This is a genomic window from Agromyces sp. NPDC058064, from assembly GCF_042885275.1.
Taxonomy (GTDB): domain Bacteria; phylum Actinomycetota; class Actinomycetes; order Actinomycetales; family Microbacteriaceae; genus Agromyces.
Map to the genome: position 1 here is coordinate 112279 of NZ_JBHVSE010000003.1, position 21240 is coordinate 133518.

A 21240-nucleotide genomic window follows, 5' to 3' on the forward strand; every position below is an offset into this window, starting at 1 on the left:
AGCTCGCGGGGGCGTAGTCTCCGCGGCGTCACGTCACTGCACCGCTCCTGGCATCAGCGGGGAGCGCTGCTGCCCTCCCGCGCCGACGTCACTGAACCGCCCCTGGCATCAGCGGGGAGCTCGCGGGGGCGTAGTCTCCGCGGCGTCACGTCACTGCACCGCTCCTGGCATCAGCGGGGAGCGCTGCTGCCCTCCCGCGCCGACGTCACTGAGCCGCCCCTGGCATCAGCGGGGAGCGCTGCTGCCCTCCCGCGCCTACGTCACTGATGCCCCGGGCGGTTCAGTGACGTAGCGCCGCACGCGGGCGCCGGCGGGCGGCCGCCTCGGAGCGGGCGCCGGACTCCCGTGCGCCGGGTCGGACGACGGCGCTCGGGCTCAGCCCCCGGCGATCAGGCGGTCGAGCGGGATCGCCTCGCCGAGGATGCGCTCGGCGGCGCGGTGCCCCGAGAGGAGCGCCCCGTTGACGGTCGCCGGGCAGTCGGCCCAGGTCGCCTCGCCCGCGAGGTGCAGCACACCGTCGATGGGCGTGGCGATGACGTCGTGGTCGTCGTACGAGGCGCCTCGTGCGACGTAGGAGTACGAGCCCAGCGAGAACGGGTCGGAGCCCCAACGGGTGATCCAGTGGCCGCTCGGTTCGGGCACGGCTTCGCCGTAGAGGCTCCGGAGCCCCTCGAGCACCGAGGCGACGATCTCGTCGTCGGGCATCTGCTCGATGCGGCGGGCCCAGTCGCCGCCCGCGAAGGTGAGCAGCATCGGCGTGCCGCTCACGACCGACACGTCGTACCACGAGTGCCAGGGCACGCCGTCGGCGCCGAGCCGGCGGATCGCGTAGGCGCCGTCCTGCCAGAAGCGCTCGGGGAACTGCAGGAAGACCTTATCGAAGGTACCCATGCCGACGCGGTCGATCGCCCCGGCCACCGCCTCGGGCAGCGGCGGCTCGAAGGCGATCGACCCCGCCTTGAGCACGCCGAGCGGCACCGTGACGACGACGACGCGGGCGTCGAACGACTCCGTGGCGGTGGTGACCCGCACCCGCGCACCGCCGTCGGCGTCGGCGTCGGCGTCGGCGCGCGACCGGTCGACCGCCGTGACGACCTGGCCGAGCCGCACGTCGAGCCCCTCGGCGAGCGCCGTCGCGAGCGCGTCGTAGCCGCCGGGGAAGACGACCTCGTCGCCGTCGATCGCGTCCTCGTCGAGTCCGTGGGCGTCGACGTCGCGGTTGTCGGCGCCGCACTGCTCCTCGGTGCGGTGACGGTGGAACGCCCGGGCGCGCTCCGCGCGCTCCCCGCCCCAGCCGAGCTCGTCGAGCACCCGTTCGACGACGTCGGCGTAGCTGTCGCCCTCCTCGGAGGCGTCGGCCGCCGCTGCGAGACGGTCGGCGACCGCCCCGGCATCGGCGAGCCACGCCTCGGTCGCCGCCGCGTCGAGCTCGCGGCCCGCCTCGTCGTAGTTCGCGATCGGACGGCCGCCGGCCTGGAAGCTGCCGACGGTGAACTCCGAGGTCTGCATGCCGAAGGCCTCGACGAGCTCGGTGAGCGGGTTGCCGTCGAGTCCGTGGATCCACGAGGCGCCCCGGTCGACGCTGAAGCCCGGCGAGCGGTCGGTCCAGGTGCGCCCGCCGATGCGGTCGCGCGCCTCGAGCACGACGACGCTGCGGCCTGCCGCCCGCAGCAGCCTTGCCGCGGTCAGTCCGGCGACGCCGGCTCCGACGATGACGGTGTCGAACATGGGCTTCTCATCCATTCGCTCGGGAAGGTGGTGACGGCACGGGACGCCGGCGAGGCATCCCCGCCGTGGCTCACTCGGGCGCGAGCACCTCGGTGTCGCGGTTGAGCGAACGCTTCTGGAAGTAGTCGCGGGAGCCCGGGAACATCGCCCAGACGAACATGAGCACCACGCCGAGCAGGAGCGAGCCGATGCCGACGATGAAGGCGCCGCCGACGCCCGCGACCTGCGAGTAGCCGTAGTCGGGGTTCAGCATGTCGATCGCCGACTGCACGAACGCCCAGGTCATGAAGAGGCCGCCGAGCAGGGGGAAGAGGAGGCGGTAGAAGAAGTTGCGTCGGCTCGCGAAGAGCGTGCGACGGAAGTACCAGACGCACGCGAAGCTCGCGATGGCGTAGAAGAACGCGATGGCGAGGCCCATCGAGAGCAGCGAGTCGGCGAGCACGTCGGTCGAGACGAGGTTCATCCCGGCGTAGTAGACGATCGCGATGACGCCGACGAGCGTCGTCGAGAACGTCGGCGTCTTCGAGGCCTCGTGCACCCTCGCGAAGCGGGCGGGCAGCGCCTGGTAGACGCCCATGGCGAAGGTGCCGCGGGCGGTCGGGAGGATCGTCGTCTGCGAGGAGGAGAGCGCCGAGATCGCGACCGCGATCACGAGGAACCAGCCCATCGGCCCCATCGCCATGCCGGCGAGCACCGAGAAGACGTCGTCGGCGTTCGACTCGTTCGCGAGTCCCGTGCCGGTGTCGCCGAGGCCCGCGAACATCATCGCGACGACGGTGATGCCGACGTAGGTGACCAGCAGGATCACCGTGGTGAGGGTCGCGGCACGACCGGGCGTGCGGCGCGGGTCCTTCGTCTCCTCGGTCAGGGCGAGGCAGGTGTCCCAGCCCCAGTAGATGAACAGCGCGAGCAGGATCGCCTGCACCATGCCGGTGCCGTCGGCGAGGAACGGGTTGAACCAGTCGATCGAGACCGGGGTCGCGTCGGGGGCGTTGCCCGAGAAGTAGCCGACGAGGCATCCGATCACGAACACGGCCATCGCGAGGTACTGGATCGCGAGCAGCACCTGCTGCATGCGCTCGCCGATCTCGACGCCGCGCAGCGACACCCACGTCATGACGGCGATGATGAGGCATCCGAACGCGGTGACGATGACCCGGTTCTCGGCGAGCGAGCCGTCGCCGAGCAGGCTGAGCAGGTAGACCGAGGCGATCTCGGCGAGGTTCGCCATGACGAGCACGCCGGCGACGGCGATGCTCCAGCCCGCCATCCAGCCGGTGCGGGGGCCGAAGGCCTTGGCGGCCCAGGTGAACACCGTGCCGCAGTCGGGCACGTCGTTGTTGAGCTCGCGGTAGGCGAAGGCGGTGAACAGCATCGGCACGAACGCGAGGATGAACGCGACGGGCGCCTGCGCGCCGACGGCGATGATCACGTAGCCGAGGGTCGCGGCGAGCGAGAACAGGGGCGCGGTCGAGGCGATGCCGATGACGGTCGAGCCCCAGAGCCCGAGCTTGCCGATGGCGAGGCCCTTGGTGGGGGTGCCTGCGCCGGGGGTGTTCGCGGGGGAGGCGGCGTCAACCGCACGGGTGGTGCTCACGGGGACCTGCTCGTCGTCGAGGGGCGGGGGAATGCGAACATCCTACCCCACCGACCGACTAGTCGGTCGGTGGCGGTCGACTAATCGGTCGGTACCGGTCGACGCATCGCCTCGAGCGTCGCGATGAGGCCGTCGACGTGCGCGGGGGTCAGCACCCCGTCGCCCTCCGGCGGGCTCATCAGCGCGTTGTGGTTCATGCCGTCGCCGATGAAGAGCACCATGCGGGCGAGACCCTCATCGCCCGTCGCCGAGACGAGCGCCTCGAGCCAGTCGTCGCGGCACGCGCGCAGCGCATCGAGCGCCGCCTCGTCGCCGGTCTGCGCGACGCGGTAGCCGGCCTCGATGAGCCGCTCGAGCTCGCTGTCGCGATCGAGCGACGACACGAGGTAGTAGCGCACGGCCGCCTCGGGCGCGGAGCGCATCTCGTCGGCGTCGCGGCCGGCCTGCGCCCGCATCTCGACGAGGAGCGCGGCGCGCAGCGCCCCGACCGACCCGAAGTGGTGCAGCAGGCCCGACTTCGACAGGCCCGCCCGGCTCGCGATCGCCTCGAGCGTCGCCCCGCGGATGCCCCGCTCGACCAGCAGGTCGGTGTACGCGGTGAGGACTCGGGCGGCCTGCCCATCGACGGTGATCATCTGCACATCGTACGGGCGGCCGCACGACGAAGGCGCGGCACCCGTTCGAGAGAACGGATGCCGCGCCTCGTGCGTCGGCGAGCGCCGTCACCGGCGCCGCGCGGGGACTACCGGCCGACGGCCCGCAGCGCGTTCACGATGCCGTCGCCGAAGAAGCCGTTGGTCTTCTTGGCGCTCTCGCACGTGTGGGTCGCCGTCGCGGTCTGCCCGGTGGGCAGGTGGCGCGTGTACGTGAAGTCGGCCGGAACCGGGCACGCCTCGTCGACCGCGGTCTTCAGCAGCTTGCTCTCGACCGCGTTCGGGTTCATGCGCAGGCCGCCCTTCAGCGGGTCCTTCGCGCCGTACTGGCTCACGATGAGCGCCGCGACGCCGGCGGCGTGGGGCGAGGCCATCGAGGTGCCCTGGATGAACTGGTAGTAGCCGCAGGTGCCCTCGTCGTCGCAGCTCTTCACGACGTTCGAAACGAGCGGGTCGCCGTTCTCGTCGATCTGGCCGTTCGCGATCGCGAGCGACTCGGGGTAGGCCGCGAGGATCGTCTTCGTGACGTCGCGCGTGCCGGCCGGGGTGTCGTACGAGTCGCCGCCGGGCGCCGCCACGTCGATGTACCCGTTGCCGTAGCTCGAGTAGTACGCCTTGCGCTCCGAGATGCCCGTGCTCGAGACCGAGATCACGCCGTCGCCCTCGGCGGGCATCGAGACGCACGAGGCCGGGTCGAGCAGGTCGCGCACGTAGGCCGCCTCACCGGGCACGCTCGCGAAGTCGGGGCTGCCCGCGTCGGTGACCGCCTTGGTGTAGTCGATCGCCTCGTTGCCCGCTGCGGCGACGAGGGTCACGCCGTGGCCGCGGGCGTAGTCGAGCGCGCGCTGCATGGCCTCGATGATGACGGCCTGCTCGGCCTGGTCCTCGGCCGAGTCGGCCGGGTGGCTCGTGCAGTTGAACAGCCACGGGTCGACGTAGTAGCTCATGTTGACGACGTCGATGCCGTTGTCGCCCGCGTAGGTGAGCGCGTCGATCGAGGGCTGGAGGAAGAAGTAGCCCGAGTCCTGGCCTGCGCGGAGGTTCACGAGGGTCACGTTCGGGGCGACGCCGGCCATGCCGAGGCCGTTGATCGGCGAGCCGATCGTCGAGGCGACGTGGGTGCCGTGGCCGTTCTCGTCGACGTCGGCCGCGTCCTCGCAGGAGCCGTCGGGGTCGTCGGCGCAGGCGCCGTCGATCTCGTCGCCGTTCGCGTCGACGGGCACGTCGACCGTGAAGTTGCGGCTCAGCTCGGCGTCGAAGTTCGGTGCGATGTCGGGGTGGCTGCCGTCGACGCCGGTGTCGATGATGCCGACCCGCACGCCCTTCGAGCCCTGCTGGCGCGCGTACGAGCCGTCGGCGGTCGCGTCGATCTGCTGCATGTCCCACTGGAGGTCGGCGAGCGGCTCGGCCTCGGGCGCACCCGGACGGTGCTTCTTGCCCGAGTTCGACGTCGCGTCGCCCTTCGCGCTGCGCGGCCCGTCGGCCAGGCCCGCCTCGCGGGTCTCCTGCTCGACGGCGTCGAGCTTGCGGGCCTCGCCGTTCGCGGCGCGCGACTCGGGGACGTCGCCGATCACCCGGTTCTCGGCGGTGCCCTCGATCGCCGCCTGCGCGTCGGCCGCGGCGGCGAAGCCTGCCCCGGCGGTGACGGTGGCGACGCCGACGGCCGCGTTCTCGGCCACGACGGTGCCGCCCGCGGCCTCGACCGCGGCGACGGCGTCGGCGCTCGAGACGCCCTCGGCGAAGAGCACGACGTACTCGTGGTCGCCGCCCGCCTCCGCTCCGATGGCGGCGCCCGCGGGTGCCGCGGCGAGCGCGGTCAACCCCAGCGCGAACACGGAAGCTGCTGCGATGGATCGCATCTTCAGCATTGAGATTCCTTCCTCATTGATGGAACTTGCCCGGCCATGCTGTCACAGCCCGACGCCCCTCGGATAGGGGGCGCGCGGAGGGCGCCGGCCCGGGCGGACGGCCCTCAGCGGATGCTCGGGGAATGCGGCGTAGCATCCATGCGTTTGCATTTTCGGGACGACGGCGACCCGGCACATCACTCGATCCAGAAGGCACCACCATGACCCTCGTCACCGACCTCACCTCGCGCAAGGCCGACACCGCCGCACCGCTCATCGACCCCCTCGCCGACCGCTGGAGCCCCCGCGCCTTCGACCCCGACGCCGTCGTCGACACCGAGACCCTGCGCACCATCCTCGAGGCGGCCCGCTGGGCGCCGTCGGCGAACAACTCGCAGCCGTGGCGCTTCATCGTCGCGCGCCGCGGCACCGCCGCGTTCGCGAAGCTGCACGACGCGATGGCCGGCTTCAACCAGGCCTGGGCCGACTCGGCCGCGGTGCTCATCGCGAACCTCGCCGAGACCGTCGACGCCGAGGGCCGCGAGCGGCCGTGGGCGCGCTACGACCTCGGCCAGGCGGTCGCGCACCTCACCGTGCAGGCGCAGCACGAGGGCCTGCACACGCACCAGATGGGCGGCTTCGACGCGAAGGCCATCCACGACGCCTTCGGCCTGGCCGACTCGCTCGAGGTCGTCTCGATCACCACGATCGGCGCGCTCGGCGACGTCGACCGCCTGCCCGAGGTGCTGCGCGAGCGCGAGGTCGCGCCCCGTCAGCGCAAGGCGCTCGACGAGTTCGTCACCGTCGGCGAGTAGTCGCGCCCGTCAGCAGAGACACGGATGCCCCGGGGTTCGCCCCGGGGCATCCGTGCGTGCGGGAGGCCCGTCCGGTCGCTGCCGAGCGTCGGTCGCTGCCGAGCGTCGGTCGCTGCCGAGCGTCGGTCGCTGCCGTGAGTCGGTCGCTGCCGTGAGTCGGTCGCTGACGTGAGTCGGTCGCCGACGAGTCGCAGGACGATCGGGCCGACACGCCGCACGAGCCCGGCTCGGCACCGATGCACTCCGTCGACTCGTCAGCGCGCGAGCGACCGGGCCCGGCCTCGGTCGAGGACTACGCCCGCACCAGGTCGACCGGCGTGGTCGGCGGCTCCTCGCGCACGATCACGGCGGCGGCCTCGGCGGGCCCGGCGGCGGTCTCGACGGCATCCGCCGGCTCGGCATCCGCATCGGCCGGCACCGGCACCGAGTCGAGCGCCTTCTTGATGCGCCACGCCGCGAACACTGCGAGCGCGCTCACCGCGAGGTGCATGCCGAGGAACACGTCGGTGAGGCCCGCGCCGAGCAGCACGCCCGCGACGAGCGGGCCCGCCGCCGAGAACGCGGTCTGCAGCGCGGCGATCGTACCGAGCGTCTGCCCGACCATGCCCTTCGGCGCGAGCTGGGCGGTGAGCGGGTTCAGCACGGGGCTGTAGATCGTCTCGCCGACGGCGAAGATGCCGTAGGTCGTGACGAACAGGGCCGTGGCGATGCCGGGCGAGAACTGCGCCGCCGAGAGGATGAGCCACGACACCACCCAGATCGAGCCGACTGCCATCAGCAGGGCCGGGGCGCTGCGCTTCGCGGTGAGCTTCACCACGATGACCTGCAGCGCCACGATGACGAGGCAGTTGATCGCGGCGGCGAGGCCGATCGCCGAGGGGTCGACGTCGAGCACGGTGATGCCGTAGGCGGGCAGGCCCGACTCGAACTGCGCGTAGAAGCCGAGGGCGAGCGCGATCGTCACGACGGCCGTCCAGCGCATCGCGGGCTGGGCGAAGATCACGCGGAGCGCACCGCGGGAGCGCGCGGCGCCGTCGGCATGCCCGTCGCCGTCGAGGTCGACCGCGGCGATCGCCCCGGTGGCGGCGTCGATCGCCCCGATCGAGCCGGTCGCGGTCGAGACCGAGGCGGCACCGGCGGTCGCGGCGCGCGCACCTGGCCGACCACCGGCCCCGCGGCGCGCGAAGCTCAGCCGCCCGGCGAGCGCGATGATCGCCGACGACAGCACGAAGCCGCCCGCGGCCATCATGAACCCGATGTCGAGCCCGTCGGCCCGGTCGAGGTCGACGACGAGCCCCGCGAGGAACGCACCCGCCGCCATGCCGAGCGCCTCGCCCGTGAACTTGTAGGCGAAGACCTTGCGACGGTCGTCGCTCGACGACCAGTTGAGCGCGAGCACCTGCTTCGCGGGCACGGCGGCCGAGAGGCCGAGCCCGAAGACGAGCATGCCCGCGAGGAAGAGCGCCGGCACGTCGGCGAAGACGAGCGAGGCGACGCCCGCCGCGCCGAGCAGCTGGGCGATGACGGCGACGCGCACGGGGTCGAAGCGGTCGGCGAGGCGACCGGCGAGCGGCGCGGCGACGAGGGCGCCGATCGAGAAGAGCGACGAGGCGCCCGCGGCGACGAGAGCGCCCCAGTCACGGGTGTCGGCCGCGTAGGCGTACTGGTACGGCAGCACCGCGCCCCAACCCAGCGAACCGATGGCACTGGCCAGGATGAGCAGTCTCGCGCGCATGATGGTGTCCTCCTCCCGAGGTCTCGACGAGCAGAGGGATGCCTCGAGCCGACGCCGGCCGCGAAGCATCCCTCTACCCTTCGAATACGAAGTCTTCGATATCGAAATATTAGCAACCGAAAGTTGCGTGAGAGAATTCCCGTATGGCCAAACGCACCCCGAGCGCCCAGGAGCTGCACCGGCGCGCCGTCGCGACCTACGTGAAGGCGGGCGGCGAGGAGTCGGTGCAGCGGGTCATCACCGCCGTGCAGAGCCTGACGAAGAAGCTCGACCAGTGGTACGCGCGCCAGCTCGTCGACCTCGAGGTGACGGCCGGCGAGTGGGCCGTCGTGACCTCGCTCGCGAAGGCCGGCGAGGCGCTCACGCCGAGCCAGCTCGCCGAGCTCACGAATGTCGCCCCGTCCTCGATGACGCACCGCCTCGACAAGCTCGCCGAGCGCGGCCTCATCGAGCGCACGCCCGACGCCGAGAACCGCACCCGCATCTTCGTCAGCCTGACCGACGCGGGGTGGCAGCTGTTCAGCGTCGCGATCCGCGGCTCCGACGTCGTCGAGTCCGACGTGCTGCAGGACCTGAGCGACGACGAGCGGGGCGAGCTCGCCCGCCTGCTCGAGGTCGTCATCGCACGCCTCGACGACATCGACGCGTAGACGCGCTTCCCGGCTGGGCCCCGCGGGGGCAGCGCAACCGCCACCGCCGCGGCGGATCCCGCTCCTTGCGGACGACGGCTCCGGCACGTCCTCTCGCCCGCACTACGTCACTGACCCGCTCCTGGCATCAGTGACGTAACGGCCGCACGCCCCGCTCGCCCGTACTGATGCCCCGGGCGACTCAGTGACGTAGCGGCCGCACGCCCCGCTCCCCTGTACTGATGCCCCGGGCGACTCAGTGACGTAACGGCCGCACGCCTCGCTCCCCCGCGCTGATGCCCCGGGCGACTCAGTGACGTAGCCGCCGAACGCGGCACTCCCCCGCCGCCCGCCTCACCGCGGCGTGATCACCACCTCGGTCGCACCGGGGTCGATCTCGAACATGAGCACGCGGGTCGCGGCATCCCACTCGACGGCCTCGCCGCCGACGACCTCGCCGCCATTCGGGAACGCGTCCGACGGCAGGTACGCCTCGCTGACCTGAGCCGCACCGGAGGACCCGGCCGCACCGGAGGACCCGGCCGCCCCGGCGGCGCGGGGCACGACCGTGATCACGAGCCGCTCGGGCTCCGAGTCCCAGCCGACGAGCTCGCCCGCGACGGCCCGCGGGTACGGCCGGTCGAGCGCACCGATCAGGTTGCGCGGCGTGCCGTCGACCTCGTACGGCCCCCAGCTGCCCGGGTCGCGCGACCAGTACGCGACGCCCATGCCCGAGGCGTCCGCCGTCTCGTAGACGAGGTCGACGTAGTCGAGCGCACCCGGCAGCGTGGTGTCGAGGCCGAACTCGCCGAGGATGATCGGCACCCCGCCGAGCCGCTCGGCCGTGCGCAGCACGTTCGAGCGCCAGGCCGCGACGGTGCCCTCGACGAGCTCGCGCGACGTGCCGCTGAAGCCGTCGCCGAGGTCCATCGGCAGCGGGTAGAGGTGCGGGCAGAACGCGACGCGCGGCTCGCCCTCGCGCGGGTCGTCGACCCTGCCGAGCCCGCTCGGCAGACCCCAGTTGAAGCCCATCGCCTGCGGCTCGAGGCAGACCCAGGTGTTCTCGTCGACCTCGCGGATCTCGTCGGTGACCTCCTGGTAGAGCGTCGTCAGCGGACCGGCCTCGAACGCCGGCCCCTGCACGGTGCCGCCGTACGGCTCGTTCATGAGGTCGTAGGCGACGACCGTCGGGTCGTCGGCGAAGCGCTCGGCGACGACGCGCCAGGCGCCCGCGTAGTGCTCGGCGAGCTCGGGGTGGGCGCCCGTCGTGTTCCAGAAGTTGTCGAACGCACGGATGACGCCGGGCTCGAGGTAGTAGAGCTCCCACATGTCGTGGTCGGCGACGGGCAGGCCGTCCAGGTACGTCGCCCACGCCGGCGCGCCGTTGCCGCTCATGCCCGAGGGCGTGATCGCCGAGCCCCAGAGGTCCTGATGCATGTCGAGCATGACGTGGTAGCCCCGCTCGGCGTACCAGTCGACGCGCTCCTGCACGCCGTCGAGGTACTCCTCGGAGTACTGGCCCGGCTCGGGCTCGACCGAGCGCCACGAGATGAGGAACCGCACGAAGTTCGTGCCCATGTCGGAGTACTCGACGTCGAGCTCCTCCTCCTCGAACTCGGGGAACCCGTCGGGCGTCGACTTCGCGCTCGATGCGGTCGAGAAGCCGTGCTGCACGAGGCTTCGCCCGTCCTCGTCGGTCATGAAGCCCGCGGCCGTCGCGGGGCCGGGCGTGCGCAGTGCGGCGGCGACGCCGCCGGCGACCAGGGCGATGCCGAGAGCGGCGGCGATTCCGGCGCGGGCGGAGATCTTCATGGTCCTCCTTGACTCACGTGGTCGAGAGGCTAGCATCGATCCCATGTCGACTAGGACAGTTGACCCACTTTCGTTCCGACGGGTCCCGATCACCGTGTTCGCGCTCCTCGCGCTCGCCTCCGTGCTCGCCGGCATCTGGCCGATCGCCGGCCTCCTCGCGACGTGGGCGCCGGCGCTCATCGTCCCAGAGGCGGCGGGCCTGCCGTCCCTCATCCCGCCGCTGCGGCTCTGGCCGCTCGGCGAGACCACGTGGGCGTTCTGGCTCTCCGACACGCTCGGTGCCCTCGTGATGCTCGCGATCGCCGCGCTGCAGCTGCGGGCCGCGGCGCGCAAGCGACCCGATCCCGGCCCGGGTCGCGCGTTCGGCACCGCCGTCGGCGTCACGACCGTCGCGATCATCGGCGGCAACCTCGTGCGCAGCGTCTTCCTCAGCTTCGCGGTGAACGCCGACCTCGGCACCTACCTCGGTCAGCTCGTCGCGGGCGTCGCGGTGTCGGCGCTCACGGGCGCGCTGCTCGGATGCCTCGTCGGCGCCGTCGCGGCGGTCGTCGCCGCCGTGCGCCGCGCACCGGCGACCGATGCGGTCCCGGCGGTCGAGCCGGCCCCTGCGGTCGAGCCGCTCCCGGCGGTCGAGTAGCGAAGCGTATCGAGACCCCGCCGTCGGCGGCCGAGCCGCGGCCCCGACGACAGCTGCGAGGGGCCTCAGCCCCCTACCAGGCCCTGACCCGCTCCACCGTCACGCGCACCGGCACCGAGTACTCGGCGATGTAGCTCTCCGCCGTGAACCCGACGCGCACGATCGCCCGCGCGTACTTCTCGGCGTACTGCGCCCACTCGGGCGCATCGCCGATCTCGCCGATGCGCGCCGTGCCCGTGAACACCGCGACGTCGTCGCCCTCGGCGTCGGTGTTGAAGTGCAGCGAGGTACGCGGGTTGCGCGCGAGGTTCGCGAGCTTCGGCGTGCCGGGCTGCGAGAGCAGCATGAGCTCGCCGTCGTTCCAGACGAACCACACGGGCGTCGGCACGGGCGTGCCGTGCCGGTTCACCGTGGTGAGCCAGATGGTCTCCTCGGCGGCGAGCCGTTCGCGCACACGGTCGCTGAGCTGCAGTTCGTCGGTCACGGATGCCCCTCCTGAGTCTCTCGCCCCGCCCTACGGGCGGAGCAGCACCTTGATCGCCCGGCGCTCGTCCATGGCGGCATAGGCCTCGGCGGCCTCGGCGAGCGGGAGCTCGAGGTCGAACACGAGCCCCGGCTCGATCGCGCCCGAGAGCACGTCGGGCAGCAACTCCTCGATGTAGCCGCGCACGGGCGCGACGCCGCCGTTGACGCCCACGTTCGTGTTGAACAGCTGGCGCACCGGCAGCTCGGGGCCGCCGTTGGGCACGCCGACGTAGCCGACCATGCCGCCGGGACGCGCCGAACGGATCGCCTGGTCCATCGACTCCTTCGTGCCGACGCACTCGAGCACCCGGTCGGCGCCGATGCCGCCGGTGAGCTCGCGCACCCGCTCGATGCCCTCCGCGCCGCGCTCGGCGACGACCTCGGTGGCGCCGAAGCGGCGGGCGAGCGCCTGCCGCTCGGGGTGACGGCTCATCGCGATGATCGTGCCCGCACCGAGCCGCTTCGCGGCGATGATCGCGCAGAGCCCCACGGCCCCGTCGCCCACGACGGCGACGGTGTCGCCGGGACCGACCCCGGCCGAGACCGCGGCGTGGTGGCCCGTGCCCATGACGTCGGAGAGGGTGAGGAGCCCAGGGATCTGCTCGTCGCGCACGGGACCGGGCACGACGGCGAGCGTGCCGTCGGCGAGCGGCACCCGCACGCGTTCGCCCTGGCCGGCGTCGGCGAAGGCGCCCTTGCGGTCGTCGCCGCCCCACCACCCGCCGTGCAGGCAGGAGGTCGAGACGCCGTTGCGGCAGTTCACGCAGGTGTTGTCGCACACGTAGAACGGTGCGATCACGAAGTCGCCGACCTGCACCGAGACGACGTCGTCGCCGACGGCCTCGACGACCCCGATGAACTCGTGGCCGATGCGGTGCGGCTCGTGGGTCGGCGTGACGCCGCGGTACGGCCACAGGTCGGAGCCGCAGACGCAGGCGGCCACGACCTTCACGACGGCGTCGTCACCCGTGGTGATGACGGGGTCGGGCACGGTCTCGACGCGGATGTCGCGGGCGGCGTGGATCACGGTGGCGAGCATGCTCCGAGCCTATGCCCCGTCGGCGTCGGCCTCGCCGCCGCGGCCGGGCCGACGCTCGAACGCCCGGCTCGCCAGGGTGTGCAGCGGCGAGACCAGCAGGAGCAGGAACATCGCCCAGTAGCCGATGGCCGGCACCGTGATCGAGACGAGCAGGGCGAGCGCGAACAGCACAGTCGAGATCGCATCGGCGAGGATGCCCCGGCGCAGGCGCAGCGGCGCCGTGCCGTGCAGTCGGGGGTGGCGCAGCAGGTACCAGCGGAGCGCGAGCGAGACGAGGCTCGTCACGATGAGGCTGCCGACGTAGACGAGCTTCTGCGCGTCGTCCTCCTCCATCGACCCCAGCATCGCGGTGGGCACGGGCAGCCAGACGATCGTGAACATCCACGCGATGCTGAGCCAGAGCAGCGCCGGGGTGGTGCGCTCGAGCTGCGCGAAGACGCGATGGTTGGTGAGCCAGAACGTCGCGATGAGCACGAAGCTGAGCGCGAAGCTCATGAGCTGCCCGCTGTGCCGGTCGAACCACTCGGCGACGCCGCCGCCCTCGCCGCCGAGATCGGTCACGCTCTCCATGAGGGGCAGCACGAGCACGGTCATGGCGATCGCGACCACGGCGTCGGTGAAGGCCTTGAGCCGCTCCGCCGACGCCTCGACCGGGGCTCGGCCGTCGTCGGGCACGGGGGCCGTCGCCGGCTGCGATGTCGACATGCGAGGAAGGGTAGCGAATCAGCAGGGGCGCCCGCGAGACCCGGCCGCGCGCGGCTCACACGTGCGGAACGAAGCGCTGCCAGGCGATCCGGCGCTCGCCGCGCGGGTCGGCCTCGATGCGGTCGGGGCCGTCGAACACGAGGGTGAGGCGGCGTTCCTCGTCGTAGCGGGGCCAGTCGAGGCATCCGGCCGCCCCGCCGCGCGGTTCGCCGTGCTCGGCGAACGCGACCCAGTGCACCTGCATGCGTCGCCCGACCGCGCGGAACATCCGGCCCCCGCCGAGCAGCGTCAGGCCGGCGCCGACGAGGGTGTCCGACTTCTCGAAGAGCGCGAAGAGCTCGAGGCCGTGCGTCGCGTCGAGGCCGAGCAGCCGCGCCGTGCGGGGCGCCGCGTCGAATCGGTACATGTAGGTCGGCGCGAAGCGCGAGTGCCGCTCGGCGAGCTTCACGCTCGGGTACCAGAAGGTGAAGTCGCCGGCGAAGTCGGCCGCGGGGCGGCGCTCGGGCAGGCCCGGGTACTGCCGCTTGATCGCCTTGCGCGACTTCTTGCGCGTGTTCGCGAAGATGGCGCGGATGCGCGGCTTCGTCGTCGGGAGGATGTCGATGCGGCCCTCGAAGAGCGAGCCCTCGCGGTCGTTCGTGCCGATGACGAGCGGCACGCGGTGGGCTCGGCCCGCCTTGAACGCGTCGAGGGGCCGCTCGGGCAGGAACTCGCCGTCGATCACGGGCGCGAGGCTGATCGTGCCCGGGTTCTCGTCGGGGGTGCGCACCGCGAGCTCGGTGGTCGCCCTGGCGAGCAGCACCGGGTCGGCGGTGCGGAGCATGACCGCCGCGTCCTGCGGCGCCTCGCTGTCGAGGTCGTCGTCGTCGACGATGCGGCTGAGGATGCGCACGTACTCGCCCGCCCAGGCCTGCGCGGTCTCGGCCGCGTAGACCGCGTTCGCGGGCGAGGACTGCGCGATCGCCCCGGCGAACAGGCCCTCGGCGGCGGGCACGGTCATGAGGGTCGTCACCGAGTTGGCGCCCGCGGACTCGCCGAAGAGGGTCACCCGGTCGGGGTCGCCCCCGAAGGCCCGGATGGTGCGGCGCACCCACTCGAGGGCGGCGATCTGGTCGCGAAGGCCGAGATTGCACTCGATCGGATGCCGCGCGCTCGCGTAGCGGCGCAGGTCGAGCCAGCCGAGCGCGCCGAGCCGGTAGTTGCAGCTGACGTAGACCACCCCGTGCCGGCGGACGAGCCGCTCGCCCTGGCGCGGGTACTCGCCCGAGGAGCCGACGCTGTAGGCGCCCCCGTGCAGGAACAGCATGACCGGGCGGCCCCGGGCCGGGGCATCCGGCTCGTCGGGTGCGATGACGTTGAGGCTGAGGCAGTCCTCGCTGCGCTCGAGCCTCGGGTGCGCGCCGATGAACTGCCCGCGTCGCAGTTGCGGTGCGACCGGCCCGAAGGCGAGGGCGTCGCGCACGCCGTCCCAGCCGGGTGCGGGCCGGGGCGCCCGGAAGCGGCCGTCGCCCGCGGTCGACGCCGCGTACGGGATGCCCCGCCACAGCCTCAGGCCGTCGCGCCGGAGCCCGCGCACGGCTCCGGCGTCGGTCTCGATCACCGTTCCGTCGTTCGTCGCCACGCGTGTCGGCATGTTCGGAGCGTACGCCGCGCGGGTGAACGGCGGGCGGCGGATGCCCGATCGCGCCTTGACGCCCCGGCCGACGTCGGGTTACTCTTGCCGCACCAATCTGACAGCGTTGTCATTTCGAGTTCTCGGACGTGACTCCTGTCGATCCGCACGCGGCACCCCCGAAGGCCCCGCCGATTCCAGGAGACACCATGGCCCCCTCCGGCCCCACCACCGCTCGCTGCGCGAGCTCACCCCGACGGCGTCGCACCGTCGCCCTCGCCGTCGCGGCGGCCCTCGCCGCGCCGCTCGCCGGCCTCGCGCCGGCGACTCTCGCACCCGCGGCCGCGGCATCCGCCGCCCCCTTCGCGACGACCGCCGCCTTCGGCGCCCCCGACGAGATCGCGGCCGACTACTACGCCGCCCTGCTGCGCCACACGCGCTGGGTGAACACCGTCTGGGATCCGGCGATCAACGCGTACCAGTTCAAGGACTTCAACTTCGCGGTCGTGCTCGGCAACGCCGTGATCGTCACGCACGGCGACTACGACGCCGAGATCACCGGCATCTCGAAGGACGAGCTCACCCAGCGCACGATCGACACGATCCGCTACTACGCCGCCAAGAACCGCTTCGTCGACCCGAACGGAACCTGGGGCAAGAAGATGTTCTGGGACTCCACGTTCCAGTCGTACTTCCTCGACGCGGGGCGCGTGCTGTGGGATCGGCTCGACGCCACGACGCAGCAGAACCTCGAGACGATCGCCGTCGGCCAGTCGGCCTACACGGCCGCCCTCGACCACGGCGACGACCCGCTCTCGGGCTCGTGGACGGCCGACTGGCCCACCGGCAAGCACGTCGGCGACACCGCGCAGGAGGAGGCGGGGGTGTACACGCAGGCGCTCGCCCCCGGCCTCGCGTGGGCGCCCGACCATGCGGACGCCTCGCAGTGGGCCGAGCAGCTCGGCGACTGGGCGCGCAACGCCGCCGGCCAGCCCACCGCCGACCTCAACAACCCGGCCGTCGTCGCCGGCGAGCCGGTGTCGACGAACACGCTGCAGACGATCTACGACACCTACCTCGTCGAGAACCACGGGTCGTTCGGCCCGCACTACCAGTCCGACATCTGGCGCTCCGGCGGGCGCAACGCGATCCAGTTCATCCTGAACGACGAGCCGATCCCCGAGTATCTGAAGCACCAGCCGAACTCGGCCGAGCTCTGGCGCTCGATCGAGATGGTGATGTCGAACCAGGGCGAGCCGTTCATGCCGATGGTCAACGACCGCGAGTACCTCTACGGCCGCGACGTGATCCCGATGGCCTTCCTCGGCCAGGTGCTGCGCGACCCCGACGCCGTGCGCGCCGAGGCGAACATGGCCGCATCGCTCGAGGCGTACCAGGCGTACAAGCCGGTCGACCGGCTCGCCAAGTTCTCGGGAGAGCCGAAGTACGAGCCCGAGGCGCGCGCCGAGATCGCGATCTCGTACCTGCTGCACGTCGAGGCCGCCGAGTCGCCCGAGGGCGTCGTCGAGGCCACCCCGCAGGACGAGTTCTTCGCCCGCCTCGCCGGCGTGCGCGACTTCGGCGCCGGGCCCGGCCTCTCGGTGCAGCAGTCCGCGGACGCGTGGGCTGCCGCATCCAGCAAGAAGGGCTTCGTGAAGTTCCCCTGGGTTCCGGGCCACGACTCGTGGCTGTTCGCCCTGTCGGGCGCGACGCCGTACCTGTACCCGAACTCGGCGGCGACCGTCGACGCCCGGAACACGAGCACCTACACCGGGCCGCGCGACGGCTTCGAGGGCACGACGTCCGTCTTCCGCGTCGGCGACGAGTACGCGGGCCAGGCGACGCTGCCGAGCGGCGCGGCGCTGTACGCCACGACCGGTGCCGGCTGGCAGGACGGCACCGTCTCGGTGCGCAACCTCGACCTCGGCGGCTACAACGGCCTCGACGGCTCGCGCACCTACTCAACGGCCGAGGGATCGGCCACCGACACCCTGCCCGTCGTGACGCCGGCGGACCCGGCCGACGCGAACGCCGCCCGCATCGACGACCTGTCGTTCGCCCCGGTGCCCGCCCGTTACGTGCGCATCCAGGGCCAGCAGGGCAACGCCCGGTACGGCTACTCGCTGTACTCGCTGCACGCCTACGGAGCGGGCGCCGAGGCCACGACCGACCTGGCCGCCGGGCGCCCCGCGACCGCCTCGAGCGAGGACCCGGCTCGCCGGGCCTCGACCGTCACCGATGCCAGCCCGACCACCCGCTGGGCCGTCGCCGTCGCCGAGCGCACGCGCGCGGACTCGTGGATCCAGGTCGACCTGGGCGCAGAGCAGACCGTCGGTTCGGTGCGCCTGGCCTGGGAGGCGAGCGCCGGTGAGCGCTACCTCGTGCAGACCTCGTCGGACGGCCGGACGTGGACCACGCAGACCGCCTACACCGGCGGCGTCGACGCCAACGTCGCACGCCTCGACACGGTCGACCTGACCCCGGCCGGCGCGACCGCGCCGGCTCCGGTCGAGGCGAGGTTCGTGCGCATGCAGGGCGTGCAGGGCGACCCCGCCTACGGCTACTCGCTCTACACGATGCGCGCGCTGACGGCGGCCGGCGTCGACGCCGCCGCGGGCAAGCCGGCCACGGCGTCGAGCGCGGACTCGGGACGCGCCCCGTCGAGCGTGACCGACAGCGACCCCGCCTCGCGCTGGGCGGTGTCGCGCGCCGACCGCACCCGGGCCGACTCGTGGATCCAGGTCGACCTCGGCGGGCCCACCGCGATCGCGCAGGTGCAGCTGGGCTGGGAGGTCTCGGCCGGTCGCGAGTACCGCATCCAGGTGTCGGCCGACGGTGAGACCTGGCAGGATGCCGCGAGCTTCCGCTACACGGGCGACCAGGTCACCACGACCGAGGGGTCGTGGATCAACGTCGAGGGCACGGCCGGCTACGTCGTGCGCGGCGGACAGGCCCCGATCACCGTCTCGAGCGAGAAGGAGGGGATCAACACCGTGCGCCTCGGCGGCGGCGACGACCCGATGCTCGTCGAGATGGTGCCGGGCGACGCCGACGCGACGGCCGCGCAGGACGCGGCGCCGCAGCCGAGCGCCGACGGCCTGCTCGTGAGCTCGCTCGACGGCTACCTCACCGCTTTCAACCTCACGGGCGCGGACGTCACGACCGACGTCACGATCCCGTACTCCGGCGACGCCGTGGCGCTCTTCGCCGGCGACCAGGTGCTCGGAGCGGATGCCTCGACGCTCACCGTCACGGTGCCCGCGGGCGACGCCGTCGTGCTCGCCCCGCGCGCCACGGTGCCGACCGCGGCCGCGCAGGCTGCCGGCGTCTCGGTGTCAGTGCTCGACGGGCGCACGGTGCGCGTCGCGAGGCAGGACGGCGGGGACTCCGACGCGAAGGGCGCCGCCCGGACGATCGACGTCACGAACGTCGAGACCGGCGAGAAGCGCACGGTGCCCGTGGGCAAGCCGAAGGTCGCGGCGCCCACCTCGTTCCCGGGCGCGACCGCGTTCCCGGTGCCCGACCTGGCGCTCGCCACGCTCACGTTCCCGGCCTCGGTGCTGCCCGAGGGCATGAGCTCGCCGCAGGCCGCGGTCGACGGCGACCCCGGCACCGCGTGGACCCCGGGGGCTGACGGCCGCATGGTCGTCGACCTCGGCTCCGCTCAGGCGATCGGCACCGTCACCACGCTGTGGGACGGCGACGACGCCCCGGCAGCGACGGTGTCGGTGAGCGACGACGGCATCACGTTCCGGGAGGTCGGCGCGATCGAGGCCGGCGCGACGCGCGGCGCAGTGGCGGTCGGCGCGACCGCGCGGTACGTGGCGCTGACCACCGAGTGGGCCGACGGCGACCCCGGCCTGGTCGCGCTGCGCGCGCTCGTTCCCGGGGCGGTCGACCACCCTCGCGGCGTCCAGCTGAGTCGGTGACCGTCGGCGGCTCGGGCGGCGTCGACGTGCGCCGCCCGGGCCGTCAGCCCTCGCTCGCCTCGCCGAGCATCGCGCGGAGCTGCGCGACGACGAGCTCGTGGTCGTCGAGCTGCGGCAGCCCCGAGACGCCGACGGCGCCGACCACCGCGCCCGAGACGAGCCGCAGCGGCACGACTCCGCCGTGGGCGGCGAACAGCTGCGGGTCGAGGCGGGCGTGGGTGTCGAAGTCCTCGCCCTTCGCGCGGAACTCCTCGCCGACCAGCAGCGAGGACTTGCCGTAGCGCTCGACGACCCGGTGCTTGCGCTCGAGCCAGCCGTCGTTGTCGGCGCTCGCACCGGGCAGCGCGGCGTGGAAGACGCGCTGCGGCCCGAACCAGATCGCGATCGCGATCGGCAGGCCGCGCTCGGCCGCGACCGCGCGGAGCCGGGAGCCGAGGACCCAGGCGTCGTCGAGGGTGAACGCGGCGAACCGCAACTCGTCGTCTTCGGCCGCGAGGCGGCCGAGCAGTTCGCTCATGGTCGAATCGTACCGCCGGCCCGACGCCGCGGAGCGGTTCGCCGATGTCGGCGGCGTGCGCCAAGATATCCCAGTGACCGGCATGAGAGGGTTCTGGGCTGCGCTGCCGACCGAGGGGCGCTGGCTGCTGTCGACCGTCGCCATCCAGACGCTCGGGCGCGGTCTCACACTGCCGTTCACGATCATCTACCTGCACGAGGTGCGCGGCTTCGAGCTCGGGCTGTCGGGCGCGCTCATGAGCCTCATCGCGATCACCGGGCTCGTGGTCACGGGGCCCGGCGGCACCCTCATCGACCGCTTCGGCGCCAAGGTCGTGCTGCTCGTCGGCCTCTCGGCGATGATCGTCGGCTGCGCGCTGCTCGCCTTCGCGACGACGCCTGCGGTCGCGGCCGTCGCGCTCGTGCTCATCGGCATCAACTTCGGCGTCTCGTGGCCCGGCTTCAACGCCCTCATCGCCACGATCGTCGAGGGCGAGCTGCGCCAGCAGTACTTCGGCATCAACTTCGCGCTCGTCAACCTCGGCATCGGGGTGGGCGGCATCGTCGGCGGCTTCTTCATCGACGTCGACGACCCGGGCACCTTCACCACGATCTTCCTGGTCGACGCGGCGACGAGCCTCATCCCGATGGCGCTGCTGCTCGGCCCGCTGCGCCACGTGCGCACCCACGGCGAGCACGACGCCGACGCGCCGCCCGTCGGCGGCTACCGCGAGATCATCCGGCAGCCGGTCGTGCTGTGGCTCACCCTCCTCACCTTCATCTCGGTGTTCATCGGCTACGGCCAGATGGAGGCAGGGTTCCCGGCCTTCGCCCGCCAGGTCGCCGAGGTCTCGACGCAGGTCATCGGCTTCGCGTTCGCCATCAACACGGCGGTCATCGTGCTGCTGCAGTTCACCGTGCTCAAGCTGATCAGCGGGCACCGGCGCACCCGGGTCATGCAGGTCATGGCGCTCGTGTGGGCGGTGTCGTGGCTGCTGCTCGGCGGCGCCGGCCTGCTGCCCGACACGCTCGCCGCCGCGATCGGCGTGCTCGCCTTCATGGGCGTCTTCGCCTTCGGCGAGACGATGCTGCAGCCGACCGTGCCGGCCGTCTACAACGACCTGGCCGCCGACCGCAATCGCGGCCGCTACAACGCGATCAACTCGGCGGCATTCCAGGGCGGGGCGATCGCCGGGCCGGTCGCCGCGGGCGTGCTGCTCGAGCACGGGCTCGACGCCTGGTACATCGCGGTGATGGTGCTCGGCTGCGCCGGCATCGTCCTGCTCGCCCTCGCGGTCGAGCGCCGCATTCCCGCGAGCGCGAACGGGGTGCCCGAGGGCGAGGCCCCGTCCGACCCGTCGATCGAGCCGGCACCGCCGTCGACCCAGCCGGCACCGCCGTCGACTCAGCCGGCACCGCCCTCCGCAGCCGACTGAGCCGTATCGGCCGCCCTGCCGGGTGGCGGTGCACGCGCCGTGCGGC

At 72.7% G+C, this 21240-nt stretch carries 16 protein-coding genes; 5 read left to right on the top strand and 11 right to left on the bottom strand.

The annotated features are described in order from the left end of the window. Positions 1 to 375: 375 nt before the first annotated feature. The 4 genes from ACFVSL_RS12240 to ACFVSL_RS12255 form a co-directional block, all read right to left on the bottom strand. On the bottom strand, positions 376 to 1728 hold the full coding sequence (locus ACFVSL_RS12240) for a flavin monoamine oxidase family protein (RefSeq protein ID WP_386941253.1): 1353 nt from the start codon (positions 1726 to 1728) through the stop codon (positions 376 to 378). A 70-nt stretch (positions 1729 to 1798) separates the two neighbouring features. Next, positions 1799 to 3247, bottom strand: coding sequence for an APC family permease (locus ACFVSL_RS12245; protein ID WP_386941533.1), 1449 nt, complete (start codon positions 3245 to 3247; stop codon positions 1799 to 1801). Positions 3248 to 3405: 158 nt separating this feature from the next. Then, entirely contained in the window at positions 3406 to 3960 is a 555-nt protein-coding gene (locus ACFVSL_RS12250; protein WP_386941254.1) for a TetR/AcrR family transcriptional regulator, read from the bottom strand. Positions 3961 to 4067: 107 nt separating this feature from the next. Further along, positions 4068 to 5846 (bottom strand): S8 family serine peptidase, encoded by a 1779-nt coding sequence (locus ACFVSL_RS12255; RefSeq protein WP_386941255.1) that lies wholly within the window; start codon positions 5844 to 5846, stop codon positions 4068 to 4070. A gap of 200 nt (positions 5847 to 6046) precedes the next feature. Here ACFVSL_RS12255 and ACFVSL_RS12260 point away from each other — a divergent pair, with 200 nt between their 5' ends. Further along, on the top strand, positions 6047 to 6640 hold the full coding sequence (locus tag ACFVSL_RS12260; RefSeq protein WP_386941256.1) for a nitroreductase family protein: 594 nt from the start codon (positions 6047 to 6049) through the stop codon (positions 6638 to 6640). Between the two features lie 292 nt (positions 6641 to 6932). Here the strand turns inward: ACFVSL_RS12260 and ACFVSL_RS12265 are convergent, their stop codons facing one another. Continuing rightward, positions 6933 to 8375: an MFS transporter gene (locus ACFVSL_RS12265; RefSeq protein WP_386941257.1), complete on the bottom strand. Its 1443-nt coding sequence runs from the start codon at positions 8373 to 8375 to the stop codon at positions 6933 to 6935. A 143-nt stretch (positions 8376 to 8518) separates the two neighbouring features. Between ACFVSL_RS12265 and ACFVSL_RS12270 the strand changes: the two genes are divergently transcribed. Then, the gene (locus ACFVSL_RS12270) at positions 8519 to 9025 is read left to right on the top strand and encodes a MarR family winged helix-turn-helix transcriptional regulator (protein WP_386941258.1); all 507 of its coding nucleotides are present in this window, start codon (positions 8519 to 8521) and stop codon (positions 9023 to 9025) included. A gap of 333 nt (positions 9026 to 9358) precedes the next feature. On the opposite strand, the gene ACFVSL_RS12275 is transcribed toward ACFVSL_RS12270, so the two are convergent. Then, positions 9359 to 10816 (bottom strand): cellulase family glycosylhydrolase, encoded by a 1458-nt coding sequence (locus ACFVSL_RS12275; RefSeq protein WP_386941259.1) that lies wholly within the window; start codon positions 10814 to 10816, stop codon positions 9359 to 9361. Positions 10817 to 10859: 43 nt separating this feature from the next. Here ACFVSL_RS12275 and ACFVSL_RS12280 point away from each other — a divergent pair, with 43 nt between their 5' ends. Next, complete coding sequence (locus ACFVSL_RS12280) at positions 10860 to 11453, top strand: hypothetical protein (RefSeq protein WP_386941260.1); 594 nt, start codon at positions 10860 to 10862, stop codon at positions 11451 to 11453. Positions 11454 to 11526: 73 nt separating this feature from the next. Here ACFVSL_RS12280 and ACFVSL_RS12285 read toward each other — a convergent pair whose 3' ends face one another. The 4 genes from ACFVSL_RS12285 to ACFVSL_RS12300 are packed head-to-tail and all read right to left on the bottom strand — an operon-like array spanning position 11527 to position 15355. Further along, positions 11527 to 11937: a TIGR03667 family PPOX class F420-dependent oxidoreductase gene (locus ACFVSL_RS12285; protein WP_386941261.1), complete on the bottom strand. Its 411-nt coding sequence runs from the start codon at positions 11935 to 11937 to the stop codon at positions 11527 to 11529. A gap of 30 nt (positions 11938 to 11967) precedes the next feature. After that, on the bottom strand, positions 11968 to 13017 hold the full coding sequence (locus ACFVSL_RS12290) for a zinc-dependent alcohol dehydrogenase family protein (RefSeq protein WP_386941262.1): 1050 nt from the start codon (positions 13015 to 13017) through the stop codon (positions 11968 to 11970). 9 nt (positions 13018 to 13026) lie between these two features. Continuing rightward, positions 13027 to 13722, bottom strand: a complete 696-nt coding sequence (locus ACFVSL_RS12295; RefSeq protein WP_386941263.1) for a TMEM175 family protein — start codon at positions 13720 to 13722, stop codon at positions 13027 to 13029. Between the two features lie 55 nt (positions 13723 to 13777). Beyond that, a complete protein-coding gene (locus ACFVSL_RS12300; protein WP_386941264.1) occupies positions 13778 to 15355 on the bottom strand; it encodes a carboxylesterase/lipase family protein in 1578 nt (525 codons plus the stop codon). A 188-nt stretch (positions 15356 to 15543) separates the two neighbouring features. Here ACFVSL_RS12300 and ACFVSL_RS12305 point away from each other — a divergent pair, with 188 nt between their 5' ends. Next, on the top strand, positions 15544 to 19263 hold the full coding sequence (locus ACFVSL_RS12305; RefSeq protein WP_386941265.1) for a discoidin domain-containing protein: 3720 nt from the start codon (positions 15544 to 15546) through the stop codon (positions 19261 to 19263). Between the two features lie 43 nt (positions 19264 to 19306). Here ACFVSL_RS12305 and ACFVSL_RS12310 read toward each other — a convergent pair whose 3' ends face one another. Next, on the bottom strand, positions 19307 to 19780 hold the full coding sequence (locus tag ACFVSL_RS12310; protein WP_386941266.1) for a heme-degrading domain-containing protein: 474 nt from the start codon (positions 19778 to 19780) through the stop codon (positions 19307 to 19309). Between ACFVSL_RS12310 and ACFVSL_RS12315 the strand changes: the two genes are divergently transcribed. Beyond that, a complete protein-coding gene (locus tag ACFVSL_RS12315; RefSeq protein WP_386941267.1) occupies positions 19779 to 21194 on the top strand; it encodes an MFS transporter in 1416 nt (471 codons plus the stop codon). The genes ACFVSL_RS12310 and ACFVSL_RS12315 overlap by 2 nt on opposite strands. The last annotated feature ends 46 nt before the right edge of the window (positions 21195 to 21240 follow it).